Annotated in this window: 17 protein-coding genes; 13 read left to right on the plus strand and 4 right to left on the minus strand. The window is 34.7% G+C overall.

Annotated elements, in window-relative coordinates:
• Window positions 1–439 (plus strand): leucine-rich repeat protein (locus WMO18_RS08855; RefSeq protein ID WP_367286551.1); only part of this gene is annotated, 439 nt, incomplete at its 5' end.
• An 80-nt stretch (window positions 440–519) separates the two neighbouring features.
• Here the strand turns inward: WMO18_RS08855 and WMO18_RS08860 are convergent.
• The 3 genes from WMO18_RS08860 to WMO18_RS08870 form a co-directional block, all read right to left on the minus strand.
• Window positions 520–1,179 carry a redox-sensing transcriptional repressor Rex gene (locus tag WMO18_RS08860; RefSeq protein ID WP_211148072.1) on the minus strand — a complete coding sequence of 220 codons (660 nt, stop codon included), beginning with the start codon at window positions 1,177–1,179 and terminating at the stop codon, window positions 520–522.
• 19 nt (window positions 1,180–1,198) lie between these two features.
• Window positions 1,199–2,407, minus strand: a complete 1,209-nt coding sequence (locus tag WMO18_RS08865) for an NADP-dependent isocitrate dehydrogenase (protein ID WP_211148071.1) — start codon at window positions 2,405–2,407, stop codon at window positions 1,199–1,201.
• Between the two features lie 77 nt (window positions 2,408–2,484).
• On the minus strand, window positions 2,485–4,416 hold the full coding sequence (locus WMO18_RS08870) for an aconitate hydratase (RefSeq protein WP_138157488.1): 1,932 nt from the start codon (window positions 4,414–4,416) through the stop codon (window positions 2,485–2,487).
• Window positions 4,417–4,705: 289 nt separating this feature from the next.
• On the opposite strand from WMO18_RS08870, the gene typA reads away from it, so the two are divergent.
• From typA to WMO18_RS08910, 8 genes are all read left to right on the plus strand, one after another.
• Window positions 4,706–6,526, plus strand: a complete 1,821-nt coding sequence (typA, locus tag WMO18_RS08875) for a translational GTPase TypA (protein ID WP_211148070.1) — start codon at window positions 4,706–4,708, stop codon at window positions 6,524–6,526.
• Window positions 6,526–7,401: a 3'-5' exonuclease gene (locus WMO18_RS08880; protein ID WP_211148069.1), complete on the plus strand. Its 876-nt coding sequence runs from the start codon at window positions 6,526–6,528 to the stop codon at window positions 7,399–7,401. Before typA ends, WMO18_RS08880 begins: the two co-directional genes overlap by 1 nt.
• Before the next feature lie 124 nt (window positions 7,402–7,525).
• Window positions 7,526–8,299, plus strand: coding sequence for a basic amino acid ABC transporter substrate-binding protein (locus WMO18_RS08885; RefSeq protein WP_211148068.1), 774 nt, complete (start codon window positions 7,526–7,528; stop codon window positions 8,297–8,299).
• Between the two features lie 143 nt (window positions 8,300–8,442).
• Window positions 8,443–9,105 (plus strand): amino acid ABC transporter permease, encoded by a 663-nt coding sequence (locus WMO18_RS08890; RefSeq protein WP_022506370.1) that lies wholly within the window; start codon window positions 8,443–8,445, stop codon window positions 9,103–9,105.
• Entirely contained in the window at window positions 9,095–9,838 is a 744-nt protein-coding gene (locus WMO18_RS08895) for an amino acid ABC transporter ATP-binding protein (protein WP_211148067.1), read from the plus strand. Before WMO18_RS08890 ends, WMO18_RS08895 begins: the two co-directional genes overlap by 11 nt.
• Window positions 9,839–10,087: 249 nt before the next feature.
• Window positions 10,088–10,321, plus strand: a complete 234-nt coding sequence (locus WMO18_RS08900) for a hypothetical protein (protein WP_211148066.1) — start codon at window positions 10,088–10,090, stop codon at window positions 10,319–10,321.
• Entirely contained in the window at window positions 10,314–10,604 is a 291-nt protein-coding gene (locus WMO18_RS08905; RefSeq protein ID WP_294669662.1) for a sigma factor-like helix-turn-helix DNA-binding protein, read from the plus strand. The genes WMO18_RS08900 and WMO18_RS08905 overlap by 8 nt, the downstream gene beginning before the upstream one ends.
• 180 nt (window positions 10,605–10,784) lie before the next feature.
• The gene (locus WMO18_RS08910; RefSeq protein ID WP_211148065.1) at window positions 10,785–13,016 is read left to right on the plus strand and encodes an alpha-amylase family glycosyl hydrolase; all 2,232 of its coding nucleotides are present in this window, start codon (window positions 10,785–10,787) and stop codon (window positions 13,014–13,016) included.
• 262 nt (window positions 13,017–13,278) lie between these two features.
• Here the strand turns inward: WMO18_RS08910 and WMO18_RS08915 are convergent, their stop codons facing one another.
• Window positions 13,279–13,479, minus strand: coding sequence for a hypothetical protein (locus WMO18_RS08915; protein ID WP_022506374.1), 201 nt, complete (start codon window positions 13,477–13,479; stop codon window positions 13,279–13,281).
• Between the two features lie 105 nt (window positions 13,480–13,584).
• Here WMO18_RS08915 and pgeF point away from each other — a divergent pair, with 105 nt between their 5' ends.
• The 4 genes from pgeF to WMO18_RS08935 all read left to right on the plus strand — a co-directional run bounded on the left by pgeF (window position 13,585) and on the right by WMO18_RS08935 (window position 17,777).
• Window positions 13,585–14,418 carry a peptidoglycan editing factor PgeF gene (gene pgeF, locus WMO18_RS08920; protein WP_211148472.1) on the plus strand — a complete coding sequence of 278 codons (834 nt, stop codon included), beginning with the start codon at window positions 13,585–13,587 and terminating at the stop codon, window positions 14,416–14,418.
• Between the two features lie 2 nt (window positions 14,419–14,420).
• Window positions 14,421–15,374: an RluA family pseudouridine synthase gene (locus WMO18_RS08925; protein WP_211148473.1), complete on the plus strand. Its 954-nt coding sequence runs from the start codon at window positions 14,421–14,423 to the stop codon at window positions 15,372–15,374.
• Between the two features lie 195 nt (window positions 15,375–15,569).
• Window positions 15,570–15,662: a stage V sporulation protein SpoVM gene (spoVM, locus tag WMO18_RS08930; RefSeq protein WP_211148474.1), complete on the plus strand. Its 93-nt coding sequence runs from the start codon at window positions 15,570–15,572 to the stop codon at window positions 15,660–15,662.
• Between the two features lie 153 nt (window positions 15,663–15,815).
• Window positions 15,816–17,777 carry a starch-binding protein gene (locus WMO18_RS08935; protein ID WP_367286552.1) on the plus strand — a complete coding sequence of 654 codons (1,962 nt, stop codon included), beginning with the start codon at window positions 15,816–15,818 and terminating at the stop codon, window positions 17,775–17,777.
• The last annotated feature ends 234 nt before the right edge of the window (window positions 17,778–18,011 follow it).

Raw genomic sequence — 18,011 nt, forward strand, 5'->3', positions numbered from 1 at the left:
GCCAAAGTTGCGTAATCTGCAAACAACAAAATGGACACAATTTAAACTTCTAAATGAAGGAACAGAAGATTTTCCTATAAAGGTTAAGAGAAAGTATTATTATCGTGGTACATTTGAAAAGTGTGTTAAGCTAAAGAAAATAACATCATCTTCTTTAGCTAATGTTGGAAAATATGATTTTAAAGATTGTACAAGGTTAGAGAGTATCACTCTAGGCAAAAATCTAAAATCAATAGGAGATAGTGCATTTAATAACAACAGAAAGTTAAAGTCAGTAAGCATAAAATCAACTAAGCTGAGTAAAGTAGGGAAATCAGCATTTTCTAAAATTTATTCAAAAGCAAAGTTTACTGTGCCAAAGAGTAAACTAAAGAAATACAAAAAGCTAATTAAAAGTAATGGAAAAGCTCCAAAAAATGTAAAATTCATAGCCAAATAAACATAGCCTCCTATAGTTATACTGTAGGAGGCTTTGTGTTGCAGAAAAATAGGGCAGAAAATTAATTTCTGCCCTAATAATTATTCTTCAGTTTTTTCTTCTGATTTTAATTTTTCGTTCATTCTATATGAGAGAGTCATTAAGCTATCTGTCATATGAACATTTTCAACAACAGTATCACTGTATTTTCTGGCAATATCAAAGTGAGAGAAATTCCAATATGCCTTAATTCCACAGCTATAAAGTCTGTCAATAATAGTTGCAACACTTTGTCTTGGAATACATAGCATAGCTATTGAAATATCATTGTTCTTGATAAATTCATCAACTTGTGACTCAGACATAACCTCAATATCATTAATCTTTGTACCGATAATATTAGGGTTAGTCTCAAAGATACCCTTAATATTAAAGCCTCTTTCAGCAAAGTTAATGTGAAGTGCAACTGCTTTACCAAGGTTACCAGCACCAAGAATAATAGCATTGTTTACCTTGTTAAGTCCAAGGATGTTTTCCATTTCACTTTTTAGATACGAGATACTGTATCCATAACCTTGCTGACCAAAACCACCAAAGCAGTTAAAGTCCTGTCTAATCTGACTGGCAGTAACATTCATCAGTTCAGCAAGTTTACCTGAGCTTATTCTCTGCTCTCCGTTGTCAGCAAGTTCCGAGATAAATCTGTAATATCTGGGAAGTCTTCTGATAACAGACATAGAAATCTTATTACTTTTTGGCACTACTAATGCCACCTTTCAATTAAAGAATTGCCTTTAGTCTTTCGTTAACAGCAACAAGGAATTCCTCTGTGTTTACTTTCTTCTTGTTTTCAAGAGTAGATAGTAGGTAAAGGTCACCTGTCATTACACCGTCTTCAATAGTTTTGATTGTAGCTTTTTCAAGCTTATCAGCAAAGTCACATAGTTCCGGAATAGAGTCTAGTTCGCCTCTCTTGCGTAATGCACCGGTCCAAGCAAATAGTGTAGCAACACTGTTTGTTGATGTTTCTTCACCCTTTAAGTGCTTGTAGTAGTGACGCTGAACAGTACCGTGAGCTGCTTCATATTCATAAATACCTTCAGGAGAAACTAGTACTGATGTCATCATAGCCAGTGAACCAAATGCAGTAGCAATCATATCACTCATAACATCACCATCGTAGTTCTTACAAGCCCAAATATAGCCACCTTCTGAACGGATAACTCTTGCAACAGCATCATCAATTAGTGTGTAGAAGTATTCAATACCTGCTTCTTCAAATTTTTCTTTGTATTCATTGTCAAAGATTTCCTGGAAAATATCCTTAAATGTGTGGTCATACTTCTTGCTGATTGTATCCTTAGTAGCAAACCAAATGTCTTGCTTTAGGTCAAGTGCATAGTTGAAACATGCTCTTGCAAAAGAAGAAATTGAGCTGTCTAGGTTGTGCATACCCTGAATAACACCGTCACCCTTAAAGTCGTGAATTAGTGAAGTTTCAGTTGTGCCGTCAGGCTTAGTAACAAGAAGTTCAGCCTTTGAACCACCCTTAACAACCATTTCAGTATTCTTATAAACATCACCGTAAGCATGTCTTGCGATAGTGATTGGCTTTTTCCATGTTGGAATATATGGTGTAATACCCTTAACAATAATAGGTGAACGGAATACTGTACCGTCTAGAATTGCTCTGATTGTACCGTTAGGTGACTTCCACATTTCTTTTAGGTCATATTCTGTCATTCTTGCAGCGTTAGGTGTGATTGTAGCACACTTAACTGCAACACCGTATTTCTTAGTTGCTTCTGCTGAATCAATAGTTACCTGGTCATTAGTAGCATTTCTGTTTTCAAGACCTAGGTCATAGTATTCTGTCTTTAGGTCAACATATGGAGTGATAAGAATATCCTTAATCATTTTCCAAATGATTCTTGTCATTTCGTCGCCATCCATCTCAACTAATGGAGTGGTCATAGGAATTTTAGCCATAGTAATTCTCCTTCTTATGTATTTATAGTTTAATGAAAACCTATCTTCCTTAGAAAATAGGTTTTCAATATGTACAATTAGCCGTTTTCTTTTGTGTAGTTTAGTAGACCACCGGCAATGATAATTGCCTTTGTTCTATCTGTTAGTTCACACTTAGCCATAATTTCTTCACCGGTAGTTTTGTTAACAACCTTAACATCTCCACCATTAGCGATAATATCCTTAACATCAGGTAGTGTGATTTCGTCATTTAGGTTAATCTTGTCATAGTCAGCTTCATTACAGAATTCTAGTGGTAGAATACCGGCATTGATTAGGTTAGCTCTGTGAATTCTTGCAAATGACTTAACAAGTACTGCCTTAACACCTAGGTATAGAGGTGCAAGTGCTGCATGTTCTCTTGAAGAACCCTGACCGTAGTTAGCACCACCAACAATAATTGATGAACCTAGTTCTTTTGCTCTCTTAGGGAACTCAGGGTCACATACAGTAAAGCAATGCTGACTGATAGCCGGAATATTTGAACGAAGAGGAAGAATCTTTGCACCTGCTGGCATAATGTGGTCAGTTGTAATGTTGTCCTCAACCTTTAATGCACAAGTAGCATTGATTGTTTCTTCCAGTGGAGTTGTTTCAGGGAAAGGCTTAATGTTTGGTCCTCTTAGTACTTCAATGTTGTCCATTTCTTCAACAGGAGCAGGATCAATAACCATATTGTCATTGATAAGGAACTTTTCAGGCATTTCAACTGTGTAACCTTCACCAAGTGTTGTAGGGTCAGTAAATACACCTGTCAGTGCTGATACAGCAGCAGTTTCAGGAGATACAAGATAAATCTGACCATCCTTAGTACCTGAACGACCTAGGAAGTTTCTGTTAAATGTTCTTAGTGAAATACCCTTTGAGTTAGGTGACTGACCCATACCGATACATGGACCACAAGCTGATTCAAGAATTCTTGCACCGGCAGCAATTAAGTCACCTAAAGCACCGTTAAGTGCTAACATATTAAATACTTGCTTTGAACCCGGAGCAATTGCAAGTGAAACATTTTCTGCAACTGTTTTGCCCTTTAGAATGTGAGCAACTGTCATTAAATCTCTGTATGATGAGTTTGTACAAGAACCGATACAAACCTGGTCAACCTTTTGACCTGCAAGACTTTCAATAGTCTTAATGTTATCAGGAGAATGAGGACAAGCAGCCATTGGCTTTAGTGTTGATAAATCAATATCAATAACTTCATCATAAACTGCATCTTCATCAGGAGTTAGTTCTACCCAATCTTCTTCTCTGCCCTGAGCCTTTAGGAACTGACGAGTTAGTTCATCAGAAGGGAAGATAGAAGTAGTAGCACCAAGCTCAGCACCCATATTTGTAATTGTTGCTCTTTCAGGAACTGAAAGTGTCTTAACACCTTCACCACCGTATTCAACAATCTTGCCAACGCCACCCTTAACAGACATAATTCTTAGAACTTCAAGAATAATATCCTTAGCAGCAACCCAAGGCTGAAGTTTACCTGTTAGGTTTACTCTTACCATCTTAGGCATTGTGATGTAGTAAGCACCACCACCCATAGCAACTGCAACATCAAGTCCACCGGCACCCATAGCCAGCATACCGATACCACCACCTGTTGGTGTGTGTGAGTCAGAGCCGATAAGAGTTTTACCCGGCTTACCGAATCTTTCTAGGTGTACCTGGTGACAAATACCATTACCCGGTTTGCTAAAGTAGATACCATGTTTCTTACAAACAGACTGAATAAATCTGTGGTCATCAGCATTTTCAAAACCTGTCTGTAGAGTATTATGGTCAATATATGCAACAGACTTTTCTGTTTTAACTCTTGGAACACCCATTGCCTCAAATTCCAGGTATGCCATTGTACCTGTAGCATCTTGAGTTAGTGTCTGGTCAATTCTTAGGCCAATGTCTGTGCCTTTAACCATTTCACCGTCAACAATGTGTTCTTTAATGATTTTTTCTGCGAGTGTGTAACCCATGTTTTTAGTCTCCTTTTAGTTAAATTTTCTCGTAATCTCCTTATTGTAAGAAAATTCTAATAACAAGAATAAAATATAATTTAATTATACAATAAATTTGTGATTTTATCAATGTTAAATTTATAACAATATTTAAATATTTCTACTAAATATAGGAGTGTATTTATTTCTTTTTTTTACAAAATAACAGTAATTGCGTTTTTGTTTGTAATTATAATTGGGTTGTGATATAATAAACGACTGTGGTAAATGTAATATATAAGATAATTAAATGTAAGGAAATGATATTATGGCTACAAGAGAAAATCTAAGAAATATCGCTATTATTGCCCATGTTGACCATGGTAAAACAACACTTGTTGATGAACTGCTAAAGCAGAGTGGTACATTCCGTGCTAACGAAGTAGTTGACGAAAGAGTTATGGATAGTAACGACATCGAAAGAGAAAGAGGTATTACAATTCTTTCTAAGACAACATCTGTTATGTATGGCGATACAAAAATCAATATTGTTGACACACCGGGTCATGCAGACTTTGGTGGTGAAGTTGAGCGTATCCTACAAATGGTTGACGGTGTTTTATTGGTAGTTGACGCATTTGAAGGTTGTATGCCTCAGACAAGATTTGTTTTGAAAAAGGCTCTTGGTCTAAAGAAAAAGCCTTTAGTTGTTGTAAATAAAATTGATAGAGAAGGAAGTCGTCCTGAAGAAGTTGTTGACGAAGTTCTTGACCTATTTATCGAACTTGGTGCTGATGAAGACCAGATTGAGTTCCCTGTAGTTTATGCATCAGCAAAGGGTGGTTATGCTTCTCTTGACCCACACAATAAGGGTACAGATATGCAACCACTATTTAAAGAAATTGTTGAAGAAATCCCTGCTCCTGAGGGTGATCCTGATGGTGGCTTACAGATTCTTATTTCTAACATTGACTATGATGACTATGTAGGTCGTATTGGTGTTGGTAGAGTTGAAAGAGGTACTGTAAAGAACGGTCAGGGTGCTGTACTTTGTGGTATTGACGGTACAAGACAGAATGTTAGAATTCAGAAACTTTATCAGTATGAAGGTCTAAAGAGAGTAGAAACAGAAACTGCTACTTACGGTGACCTTATTTGTGTTAGTGGTATTAACTCAATCAACATTGGTGAAACACTTTGTTCTTATGATTGTGTAGAACCACTACCATTTGTTAAGATTGATGAACCAACAGTTACAATGAACTTTATTGTAAACAACTCACCATTTGCAGGTAGAGAAGGTAAGTTTGTTACATCAAGAAATCTTAGAGACAGACTATTTAAGGAAATTGAAACTAATGTTGCTTTAAGAGTTGAAGAAACTGACTCAGCAGATACATTTAAGGTTTCAGGTAGAGGTGAACTTCACCTATCTATCCTTATTGAAACAATGAGAAGACAGGGTTATGAATTCCAGGTATCTCGTCCACAGGTTATCACTAAGGAAATTGATGGTGTTCGTAACGAACCTGTCGAAATTCTAATGATTGAAGTACCTGACGAATATGTTGGTGCTGTAATGGAAAAGCTAGGTACAAGAAAAGCTGAACTTGTTAATATGGATACTAACGGTAGTGGTACAACTCATATTGAATTTAGAATTCCATCAAGAGGTCTAATGGGTTACAGACCTGAATTCCTAACAGATACAAACGGTAACGGTATTATGAACCATGTATTTGATGCTTACGAACCATGGAAGGGTGAAATTATCACTCGTCATCAGGGTTCACTTATTGCTTGGGAAACAGGTGATACAGTTGCTTATGGTCTAAATGCTGCTCAGGAAAGAGGCAGACTATTTGTTGGTCCTGGTGTTCCTGTATATGAAGGTATGATTGTTGGTGCATCTCCAAAGGCTGAGGACCTAACAGTTAATGTATGTAAGAAAAAGCATATGACAAATACTCGTGCATCAGGTTCTGATGATGCTCTAAAGCTAACACCACCATCAATTATGTCACTTGAACAGTGCCTAGAATTTATCGGTGATGATGAACTAGTTGAAGTTACACCTAAAAATATCCGTATGAGAAAGATGATTCTATCTCGTGAACAGAGAATGAAGAATCAAAACCGTAAGAAGTAATGAATTTTGTAATACTTGATTTAGAATGGAACGGCTCTTATAGTAAGAGAGATAAAAAGTTCTATAACGAAATTATAGAATTTGGTGCAGTAAAAACAGACAGCAACTTAAATATTATTGACACCTTTTCAATGCTGGTTACTCCTACAATTGGCAAGAAACTTAATTCACGAATTAAAGCCCTTACCAATATAACAAATGAAGAATTGAAAGATGCCCACAATACTTTTGCTGATGTTTCTGAGAAGTTCGGTGAATTTCTAGGAGATTCTGTTCTCTTAACTTGGGGCAATAGCGACATTCACGCATTAATGGAGAACTATGGTTACTATTTTGGTGACGATAGACCTCCATATTTAACTAAGTATTGTGATTTGCAGATTTATTGTGAATTTGCCTTAGGTGTTCACGATAAGGGTAAGCAACTTGGATTATCCACTTGTGCTGACTTATTGAATATAGATAGAAATGATTTAGTCCTTCATAGAGCATTAACTGATGCAGAGCTTAGTCTTTTATGTTTCAGAAAATGTTATAATGAAGAAAAAATAAAAAAGTATATCAGTAATTGTGACCTAGAGTTTTATAAGAAAATGACTTTTAGAACAACATTTATTACCGATATAGAAAATCCATTAATTGATAAGTCACTTTGGACTTTTACTTGTCCTGAGTGTCATACAGCAGTAAAGCAGGTTTCTGATTGGGTAGTGAAGAATCGTTCATTTAGAGCAAAGTTTGTTTGCGAAAAATGTAACAAAGAATTTATTGCCAGAGTAATTTGTAAGTTGCGTTATGAGGGTGTAACAGTAAACAAAAAGCTGACAATTCCTCGACCACCTGAAGCTAAAGAAAATGACAACAATAATAAATAAAAACAAGAAAAGGTATAGTATACTAAAAATTATTATGAAATAATTAATATTTTTGTGTTTTTCTTGACAAACAACAATTAACATAGTACATTTAAACTATGTTTAATTATAGGAGGATAAAACAATGAAAAAAGTATTGGCTCTTGTACTTTCATGCCTAATGCTGGTTGTAGCACTTGCAGGTTGTGGAAGCTCAAGCAATGACAAAAAAGACGGACTTGAAACTGTAACAGAAGGTAAGCTAACAATGGCTACTAATGCTACTTTCCCTCCATATGAATATTATGAAGGCAAGAAAGTTATTGGTATTGATGCTGAAATTGCAGGTGAAATCGCAAAGAAACTTAATCTTGAACTTGAAATTGCTGATATTGAATTTGACTCAATTGTACCCGGTGTACAGAGTGGCAAATACGATATGGGTATGGCAGGTATGACTGTAACACCTGAAAGAAAGAACAGTGTTAACTTCTCTGATTCTTATGCTACAGGTATCCAGAAGGTTATCGTAACTAAGGATTCTAAGATTAAATCTCTTGATGACATCAAGGGCAAGAATATTGGTGTACAGACATCAACAACAGGTGACCTTTATGCTACTGATGCTTATGGTGCAGACCATGTTAAGAAGTTTGACAGTGGTAACGCAGCAGTTAATGCACTAAAGGTAGGTAAGGTTGATTGTGTTATTATTGATAACGAACCAGCTAAAGCTTATGTAAAGGCTAACGGTAGTGCATTAAAGATTCTTGATACTGATTATGCAGTAGAAGATTATGCAATTTGTTTCTCTAAGGATAATTCAGAACTTCAGAAGAAAGTTAACGAAGCTCTAAAGGAACTTAAGAAAGACGGTACAGTTCAGAAGATTGTTGATAAATATATCAAAGCTGACTAATTACTTTGTAATTAAGGGGGCAGTTGTTTAACTGCCCCTATTTGTTTATTTTATAATAAGGTTTGGTGAAATAGGTGAATTGGTTTCAAAACTTAATTGACCAGTTTAAGTTTGTATTTGTTGAGGGAGATAGGTACCAACAAATGCTAACTGGTCTAAAAAACACTTTACTGATTACAGCCGGTGCTTTAGTAATTGGTATTGTTATTGGCGTAGTTATTGCGTCAATTCGTTCCTCTTTTGATAAAAATAAAGAATCATTAAAAATGCGTGGTGGCATTGGTTACTACATACTTGCAGTTTTGAATGCTATTTGTAGAGTTTATTTAACAATTATTCGTGGTACACCTGTAGTAGTTCAGTTAATGATTGCTTACTTCATTGTTTTTGTTTCAGCAAAAGACGGTGTGCCTGTTGGTATGCTTGCTTTTGGTATCAACTCCGGTGCTTATGTTGCAGAAATTTTCAGAGCCGGTATTATGTCAATAGATAATGGTCAGTTTGAGGCCGGTCGTAGCTTAGGTTTTAACTACTTCCAAACTATGAGATATATTGTTGTGCCACAAATGTTTAAGTCTGTACTACCAACACTTTGTAACGAATTTATTGCACTATTAAAGGAAACATCAGTTGTAGGTTATGTTGGTGTTATTGATATTACAAAGGCAGGTAATGTTATTGCAGGTGTAACATATTCTTACTATATTCCACTACTAACTGTTGCAGCTATTTACCTTGTAATGGTTATGATTCTATCTTACTTTGTCGGTAAACTGGAAAAGAGGTTAAGAAAGAATGAAAGATAAGGTATTAATTAAGGTTGAAAACCTAAAGAAACATTATAATGGTGGCAAGGTTAAGGCACTTGATGGTGTAAACTGCCACATTAACCGAGGTGAAGTTGTTGTTATTATCGGACCATCCGGTAGTGGTAAGTCAACTTTACTTCGTTCACTTAACCTACTTGAAATCCCAACATCAGGCAAAATCCTATTAGATGATGTTGATATTACCAATCCAAAGAATAATATTAATCTTCATAGACAGAAGATGGGAATGGTGTTCCAGCACTTTAACCTTTTTGACAATATGAATGTTCTTAAGAATATGACTATTGCGCCTATGAAACTTCTAAAGAAGTCTAAGGAAGAAGCAACTAATAAAGCTATGGAATTACTTGAAAGAGTTGGACTTGCTGATAGAGCAAATGCTTATCCAAGTCAGCTTTCCGGTGGTCAAAAGCAGAGAGTTGCTATTGTTAGAGCATTGTGTATGGAACCTGAGGTTCTATTATTTGATGAACCAACTTCAGCTTTAGACCCAGAAATGGTTGGTGAAGTTCTTGATGTTATGAAGAACCTTGCAAAGGACGGTATGACAATGGTTGTTGTTACTCACGAAATGGGCTTTGCTAGAGAAGTTGCCGATAGAGTTATCTTTATGAGTGACGGTGTAATTGTTGAAGAAGGTACACCTGAGGATATTTTTGAAAATCCACAAGCTGAAAGAACAATTGACTTCCTAAAGTGTGTTCTTTAATTAAAATTTAAGATAATGTTTAACTCTCACTTAATAAAGTGGGAGTTGTTTTTTACTGTTAATAATTCTATAGAAGAATAATAACTGATTTACTGACCTATATTTTGGACTTATTAAAGAAAATTAGAACAAATGTTCTAATTTTTATTGCAATTATGGTGAACAATCGCTACAATTATAATTGCTAAATAACAAATACCCCCAATCTATTTAGCAAATTATAAATTAATATTATTAGGACGTGATTGTATGAATTATAGAGAATGGTCAGAAAACTATGAGAAAGAATCCCTAAACCTAAAATCTATTATTGATAAGGAAAGGGATAACCTTAACAAAGCTAAGAATTTTGATGAGGTAAAAAGTATAAACAGAAGAATACAAATTCTAAAGTCAATGTATTATGAATGTAGACTAACTGCTAGACTTTTAAAATCAAAAGCTAAAGATTTAGATGAATTAGTAGGTGAGTCTGTTGCGTAATCAAGTACATATGACAGAAGATTTTGAAAACCTTTTGGCTTATAATCTGTATAACCAAACCGGTTATTCAAACACAGAAGATAGAAACAATATAAAGAAAATGCTGAAAGTAGGTATTGATAATATGCTAACGGAAAAGCAAAGAAAATGTGTCATTATGCACTACTTTGAGAAAAAGCCTATGAAACAAATTGCCAAGGAATTAGGTGTTTGTCCTTCAACAGTAACTCGAACAATTCAGTTAGCAAAGAAACGATTATCAATCCTAAGTGTGTTCTTATAATTTAAAAGTTATTTAAAGGTTATTTAAAAGTTATGTCATATATTTGGCATAACTTTTTTTATGAAAAAAATTTTTTTGTATATTTACAGTTTGTTTATAATTTACTTGTTTTAAAGAAATATATAGTATAGATATTTGTTATAATTTATTATAAAAAAACATCTAAGGGAGGAAAGTTTTATGATAAAAAACAAAACAATCAAAAAGAAACTTGTTAGTTTTATTCTTTCAGTTTGTATGGTATTAACAGCTACTTCAATTCCTGTGGTATCTGCTATTTCTACAAAAACTGAAAAAGCAGGTGTATCAGCAGAAACTACAAGTGCAAACCGTTACGGATTAGCAAGTAATATCCAAGAAGGTACAATTCTTCATTGCTTTAACTGGAAGTATAATGACATTAAAGCTGAATTGAAGAATATTGCTGATGCGGGTTTTTCAGCAATTCAAACTTCACCGGCTCAAAAGGGCATTGCTTCAGGTATTTGGTATTGGCTGTACCAACCACTGGGTTTTTCAGTACAAACTAATGATCTAGGTACTAAAGAAGATCTTAAGTCACTTTGTGATGAAGCCCATAAATATGGCATTAAGGTTATCGTGGATGTTGTTGCTAACCACTTAGCAGGTGACCATTCTAATATTCAGAATGACCTTAAAGACAGAAAATATTGGCATACATTTGGTGGTGGCATTGACTGGAAAAACAGATGGCAGGTTACTCACGGTGAAATCGGTATGCCTGACATTAATTCAGAAGATAGTTACGTACAGCAGGTTGTAGCTAAATATATTGATGAACTAAAAAGTCTTGGAGTAGATGGTTGCCGTTGGGATGCTGCAAAGCATATTGCTCTTCCAAGTGAAGAGTGTGACTTTTGGCCAACAGTTACAAAGCAAGGCTTATATCACTATGGCGAAATTCTTACTGGTCCTGATGACAGAAGTACCGGCAATGAAGGCTTAATGAAAGAATATACAGATTATATGACAGTTACTGACAGTAATTACGGTAAGGAACTTCGTGATTCTTTCAATAGTGGTAAAGCACCGGAATCCGGTGGTAATTGGGTAGCAAAGGGTATTTCTGCCGATAAACTTATCTATTGGGGCGAAAGCCATGATACATGGTCTAACAATCAAGATTATGGTTACTCTAATGATATGAGCCAGAATGTTATCGATAGGGCTTATGCTGTTGCTGCTAGTAGAAGCCAGATTACAGCTCTGTATTTCTCAAGACCATCATCAAAAGTTAAGACTGATATTAAGGCAGGTGTAAAGGGTTCAACACACTTTACAAGTAATGAAGTTGCAGAAGTAAACCGTTTCCATAATGCTATGATTGGTCAGAAAGACAGTTATGCAATGTCAAATAATTGTTCTGTAGTTACAAGAGAACAAGGTGCAGTAATTGTAAAGGGTAGTGGCAGTGGTAGTGTTACTGTTGAAAATGCAGGTAATTTAACTAAGCCGGGTACATATACCGATCAAGTTTCAGGTAATAAGTTTACAGTAACTTCAAATGAAATCAAGGGTGAGATTGGTTCATCCGGTATTGCAGTTATTTATAATGCAAAGGTTATACCACGAAACACAATTTCACAAACAGGTGGTACTTTTAAGACAGATAGTCTTTCACTTGACTTAGGTTTAAAAAATGCAACATCAGGTACATACCAAATAAATGGTGGCACAATAGAAACATATACAGGCACAAAGACTATTTCAATTGGAGCCGGTGATGATTTTGGTACACAGTATACGATTGATTTAACTGCCACTGATGGTAACGAAACTACTAGTGAAAGTTATACTTTTACAAAAATTGATCCAAATTCAGTACAGACAATTTATTTTGATAATTCATCTTACAATTGGTCATCAGTATATGTTTATATTTACGGTGGCGATAATGGCTCAGCAAGCAGTGCAGCGTGGCCGGGTACAAAGATGACTAAGGATAGTAGTACAGGTTACTATAGCCTTGTTGTTCCGGAAGGCTTTAAAAACGGTAAGGTCATTTTTACAGAAGATGAAAATGCTACAACCAACCGTTATCCGGCAGATATGGAACCGGGACTTTCTCTAAATGGTGCATCAATGCTATTTTCAGCTAATAATAGTTGGAAAGAGTACAAACCTGTTAAGCCTACTAAGCCAACTACAACTAAACCATCAGTAACATATCTATATGGTGATGTTAATTTTGACAAAACAATTGATGTTAAAGATGCAGTATTAATTGTAAAGGTAGTTGCCGGTAAGGTGTCATTTAATGATATTCAGACAAAGTCTGCTGATGTTAACGGTGATGGTGAAATCAATGTAAAAGACGCAACATTGATTCAAAAATATTCCGTTAAAATGGTTTCCTCTTTCCCAGTTGGTTTATCATTTACAGTTAATTAATAATTGTTATGTCAGATTGATTTTATGTATTACAAATAACATTCATTTAGGTCTTCTTATAAAAAATCTTAAATAAAAAATCCCAAAATGAAATATAACAAAACTTAGATTATGCAAATTTGTAATCACAAAATTTAATTAACTTATAGAAATAGTGGGGTTATGTAACTCCACTATTTTTGTGTAAAATAAAAAATGCTAAAGACTTTACCTACTTTTGATACAGTCTTTAGCATTTATTTTTTTAATTTAGTTTTAATAATTAGATTTTAAAATCTTCCTTTTTAAATTCAGGTAAAGCTTCAGTACTTTTTGGTACTCTAAGGGTAGGATTGTATTTAAATTTTCTGCATTTACCATTTTTAATACTTTTTCTAAGTGTACAAATGTAACCACTTGGTGCATCAGCACTGTTGGCACAGTATTCACATTTAATTTCAATGTTATTTCCAAATAATTTCATAATAATTCCTCAGTTATTCTACAATATTATATAACTATTATAAACTTATTTAATGATACTTGCAAGTGGTAATATTATATTGTAAAATATGTTTGGTGATAAATTATGAAAATTAACAGTAAAACAATGACACTAAACGAAAATAAAGGTGTACCATTTTTAACATACAATGTACTTTCAAATATTGATTTTATTCGTCATGCTTTTTCAACTAAGTATGGTGGTGTAAGTACTGATGAATGGACTTCAATGAACTTTGCTTTTTCTAGGGGAGATAAGCCCGAAAATGTAATTGAAAATTATAAAATCTTTTCCGATGCAGTAGGTTTTGATTATGATAGCCTTGTAACTTCTTCTCAAGACCACCACACATTTGTCAGACCTGTAACTAAGAAAGAATGTGGTATTGGCATTTGGAGAGAAAAGGATATTCAGTCTGTAGATGCTTTAATTACAAATGAAAAGGGTGTTACCCTTGTAACTCATTATGCAGATTGTACCCCACTGTTTTTTGTTGATAAAGAGAAGAAAGCTATTGGGCTTGCCCATGCCGGTTGGCGTGGTACAGTTGGTAGAATCGGTGAAGAAGTAATTAAGAAAATGACTAACCTATATGGTAGTAATCCAAAGGATATTGTTGTTTGTATCGGTCCTGCAATTTCAAAGTGTTGTTATGAAGTGGATAAAGATTGTGCAGATAATTTTTATGCACTAAATGACTTAGATAATTCAAAATTCATTTTCCCTAAGGAAGATGGAAAATATATGATTGACCTGCTAGAAACAAATAAGCAAATTGTAATGAAAGCCGGAGTAAAGGAAGAAAATATCACATTGTCAGACCTATGCACTAAGTGTAACTCAGATTTATTATGGAGTCATAGAGCAACTAACGGTCATCGTGGTACAATGTGTGCATTTATGTGTATTGAAAAGTAATTATGAGAGAATTAGTAGTAAAGAAAAATGACGCTAATCAGCGACTGGATAAATTTCTCTTGAAGAAATTTAAAACAATGCCTAAGAAAATGGCTTATATGTATATTAGAAAAAAGTGTGTGAAAGTAAATGGCAAAAAAGCAACTCCTGAAGTTATGCTAAAAGAAAACGACCTTCTCACTTTCTATATTAAGGATGAATTTTTTGATAATATACAAGAAGAAAATTATGAATTTCTAAAAGCACCGAAGAATTTAAAGATAATTTATGAAGATGAAAATATTATTCTATTGGATAAGAAACCCGGTGTAATTGTACATCAGGACAAGTCTTATCATTTTGATTGTCTTTTGCTTAGACTTCAACATTACCTTTACGATAATGGTGAGTATAATCCTAAGGAAGAAAACTGTTTTGCACCGGCACTTGTAAATAGAATTGATAGAAATACCGGTGGTATAGTTATTGGTGCTAAGAATGCAGAGTCATTGCGTATCCTTAACCAAAAAATGAAAGATAGGGAGCTTCATAAATTCTATCTTTGCTTACTTATTAACAAACCTAAAAAGGATAATGCAATTCTTTCGGATTACTTAATTAAGAATGAAAAGACTAATAAAGTAACTGTTCTAAGAAATGAAAAACAAGGAGCTAAGAAAATTTTAACAAAGTATTCTGTTCTGGAAACTAACAACAACTTAACCTTGTGTGAAGTGGAACTTTTAACAGGCAGAACTCATCAGATTAGAGCCCATATGTCCTCAATAGGTTGTCCCATTTTAGGTGACAATAAATATGGCAACAAAAAATTAAATCAAAAGTATTCCCTTTCAAAGCAATGTTTATATAGTTATAAATTAGCTTTTGATTTTACTACAGATAGTGGAATTTTAAGTTACTTAGACAAGAAAGATTTTTCCACAAATGATATTTGGTTTATGGATTATTTAAAATAATATTCACCAAAATCTAATAGTTGTATAATCTATTAAGGGGTGATTAAATGAGATGTTGGAGAACACAAAGGAAAATTTATTTTGCTTTTGCATTGGGACTGCTGATAGCATCAATTTTTCCTTATTGGTTAATAACTGACTGTTGTGCATTAATAATCATCCTTTTGTCATGTACATTATGTAGGAGGTAGTGGTATGAAAGTTATTGTTATTGATAATCCAAAGGTGTTAGGTGTTGTTCTTAGAAAAATTTATGGTATCAAAAAGCAAAAATCTGTTCAATCATAAATATTATGTAAAATTATATAAATATGACATATAAAAGGTATGCATAATTAACAAATTATGCATACCTTTTATTTATTTATAATTTATTCATATACTTTTTAAAATTTATTTGATATAATTGGAATGTAAATTTATTTACAAGGAGGAAATATAATGAAACGAAAAGGATTTTTATCAATAATCCTAGCTCTTACAATTCTTTCATCAGCATTTGCGTTTACAGTTAACGCTGTAACAGGTGCATCCGGTGAAACAGTTTATGTAAGAACAACCGGCTCAAACCCAACATGTTATATGTGGACTACTTCAGGTGGTACTACAACTAACAACGGTGCTTGGCCTGGTGTAACAATGACAAAGGTTGAGGATAATATTTATTCTTACACTCTAACAGGTTCTTTTGAAAATGTTATTTTCAACGATAGCAACGGACAGACAGATAACCTGGTTTATCAGGGAGCTAATATGCTTTATGATAAGTCAACAGGCAAGTGGGAACAGTACGCAGGTAGCGAAAACCCACCAACTGTTTCTTTCAACAAGAAAGACGGTGCTACATACACAAATACTGTAAATGTTAAGATTACAACATCTAAAGCTACAAGTGCTTCATACAAGATTGACAACGGCAGTGCTGTTTCTTTCTCAGGTGAAACAACTGTAACAATCGGTGAAGGCGTTTCTGTTGGTACTTCAACAACAATTTCTGTTACTGCTACTAACGAATACGGTACAACTAATCAGTCAATCACTCTAACTAAGAAAGAATCAAGCCAGGGTGGTGGTGGAAGTGATGGTTCTACTACACCTGCTGAAACAGGCAAATATGCAACAAACCCTAACAGTAAAGTTGGTAAAAAGGCATCTATCACAATTGACGGTGACGCAAGTGACTGGTCAGATGATATGCTAATTGCTCAAGGTGCTGCATGGGATGTTGCTAACCACTGGAAAGGTGGCCACGAAAACTGTGTACTAGATACATATTCTCTATATGGTGCATGGGATGACGATAACCTATATATCGGTTGGCAGATGGTTAACACAACTGATACATGGGCTAGATCAGGTGACGGTCCTCTATCTGATGGTGGTAGAGTTCTTGATGTTCCACTAATCCTTGCTCTAAGCATTGACAATAATTCAACAAAGATGTCTAACAAGAACACAAGTGGTAATCCAATTTGGGGTCAGAAGATGGGCCTTGAATTCACAACTCATGTTGACAGACTTCTATATATGAGTGGTAAGCCGGGTCTTGGTAAACCTGCTATGTTCTCAGCAGTTGACGAACAGGGTAACACAAACTATACTGACGGTATGGTAGACTTTAAATCCGGTGGTATCGAATACAAGATGGCAACAACTTGTATCACAGATTCTATCATTGGTCTAAATTTTTCTGATGACCCTCAGGATTGTTACAATGACGGTGCTGATTGGGTTGACTACAAGACATTCCAGGGTTCTGCAGGTAATCACGATACAAAGTATGATTCATTCTACGAAATCAAGATTCCTCTAGATACTCTAGGTATTGACTCAAGCTACCTAACAAATAACGGTATCGGTGCAATGCTAGTTGCAACTCGTGGTGAATCTGCTCTTGACTGTATTCCTCACGACCCTTCAATGCTAGATAATGTAACAGGTGACTACTCAGCTGACCCAAGTACATCAGCTGAAAAGGATGACGTTGATAACATTACAGTTCCATTTGCTAAGATTGGTACTCTGGATTCTACTGATCCAACAAGACCAACAACTCCTACTGTTACAACTACAACAAAGCCAACAACTGTTACAACTACTACAGAACCAACTACTGTAACTACAACAACTAAGCCAACAACTGTTACAACTACTACAAAACCAACTACTGTAACTACAACAACAAAACCAACTACTGCTACAACAGTAACAGAACCTACCGGTATCTTAGGTGATGTAAACGGTGATGGTGTTGTAAATGTTAAGGACGCTACGGCTATTCAAAAGTATGCTGCTGAAATGACAGTTGAATTGAACTTAAAGTTAGCTGACTATAACAAAGATGGTTATGTTAATGTTAAGGATGCAACAGATATTCAAAAGACAACTGCATTCTTAAACTAATCAGTATTAGTTATTAACTTAAATTTAAAGGACGAACAGTTTATTCTGTTCGTCTTTTTGTTTATCTCATTTTTATTGATAAGTAAAGTTATGTATGGTAAAATAGATGTATGATTATTAGTGAGGTAGTTTTATGCTTGAAAATAAATTAGGAATGAAAAATTCTGCTGAACTTGCTCGTGAAGAAGAAAGACTCAGTAAGAAAAAAGCAGTTAAATTATTTGAAAATGGTGT

Source organism: Ruminococcoides intestinihominis, assembly GCF_040096285.1.
Taxonomy (GTDB): Bacteria; Bacillota; Clostridia; order Oscillospirales; family Acutalibacteraceae; genus Ruminococcoides; species Ruminococcoides intestinihominis.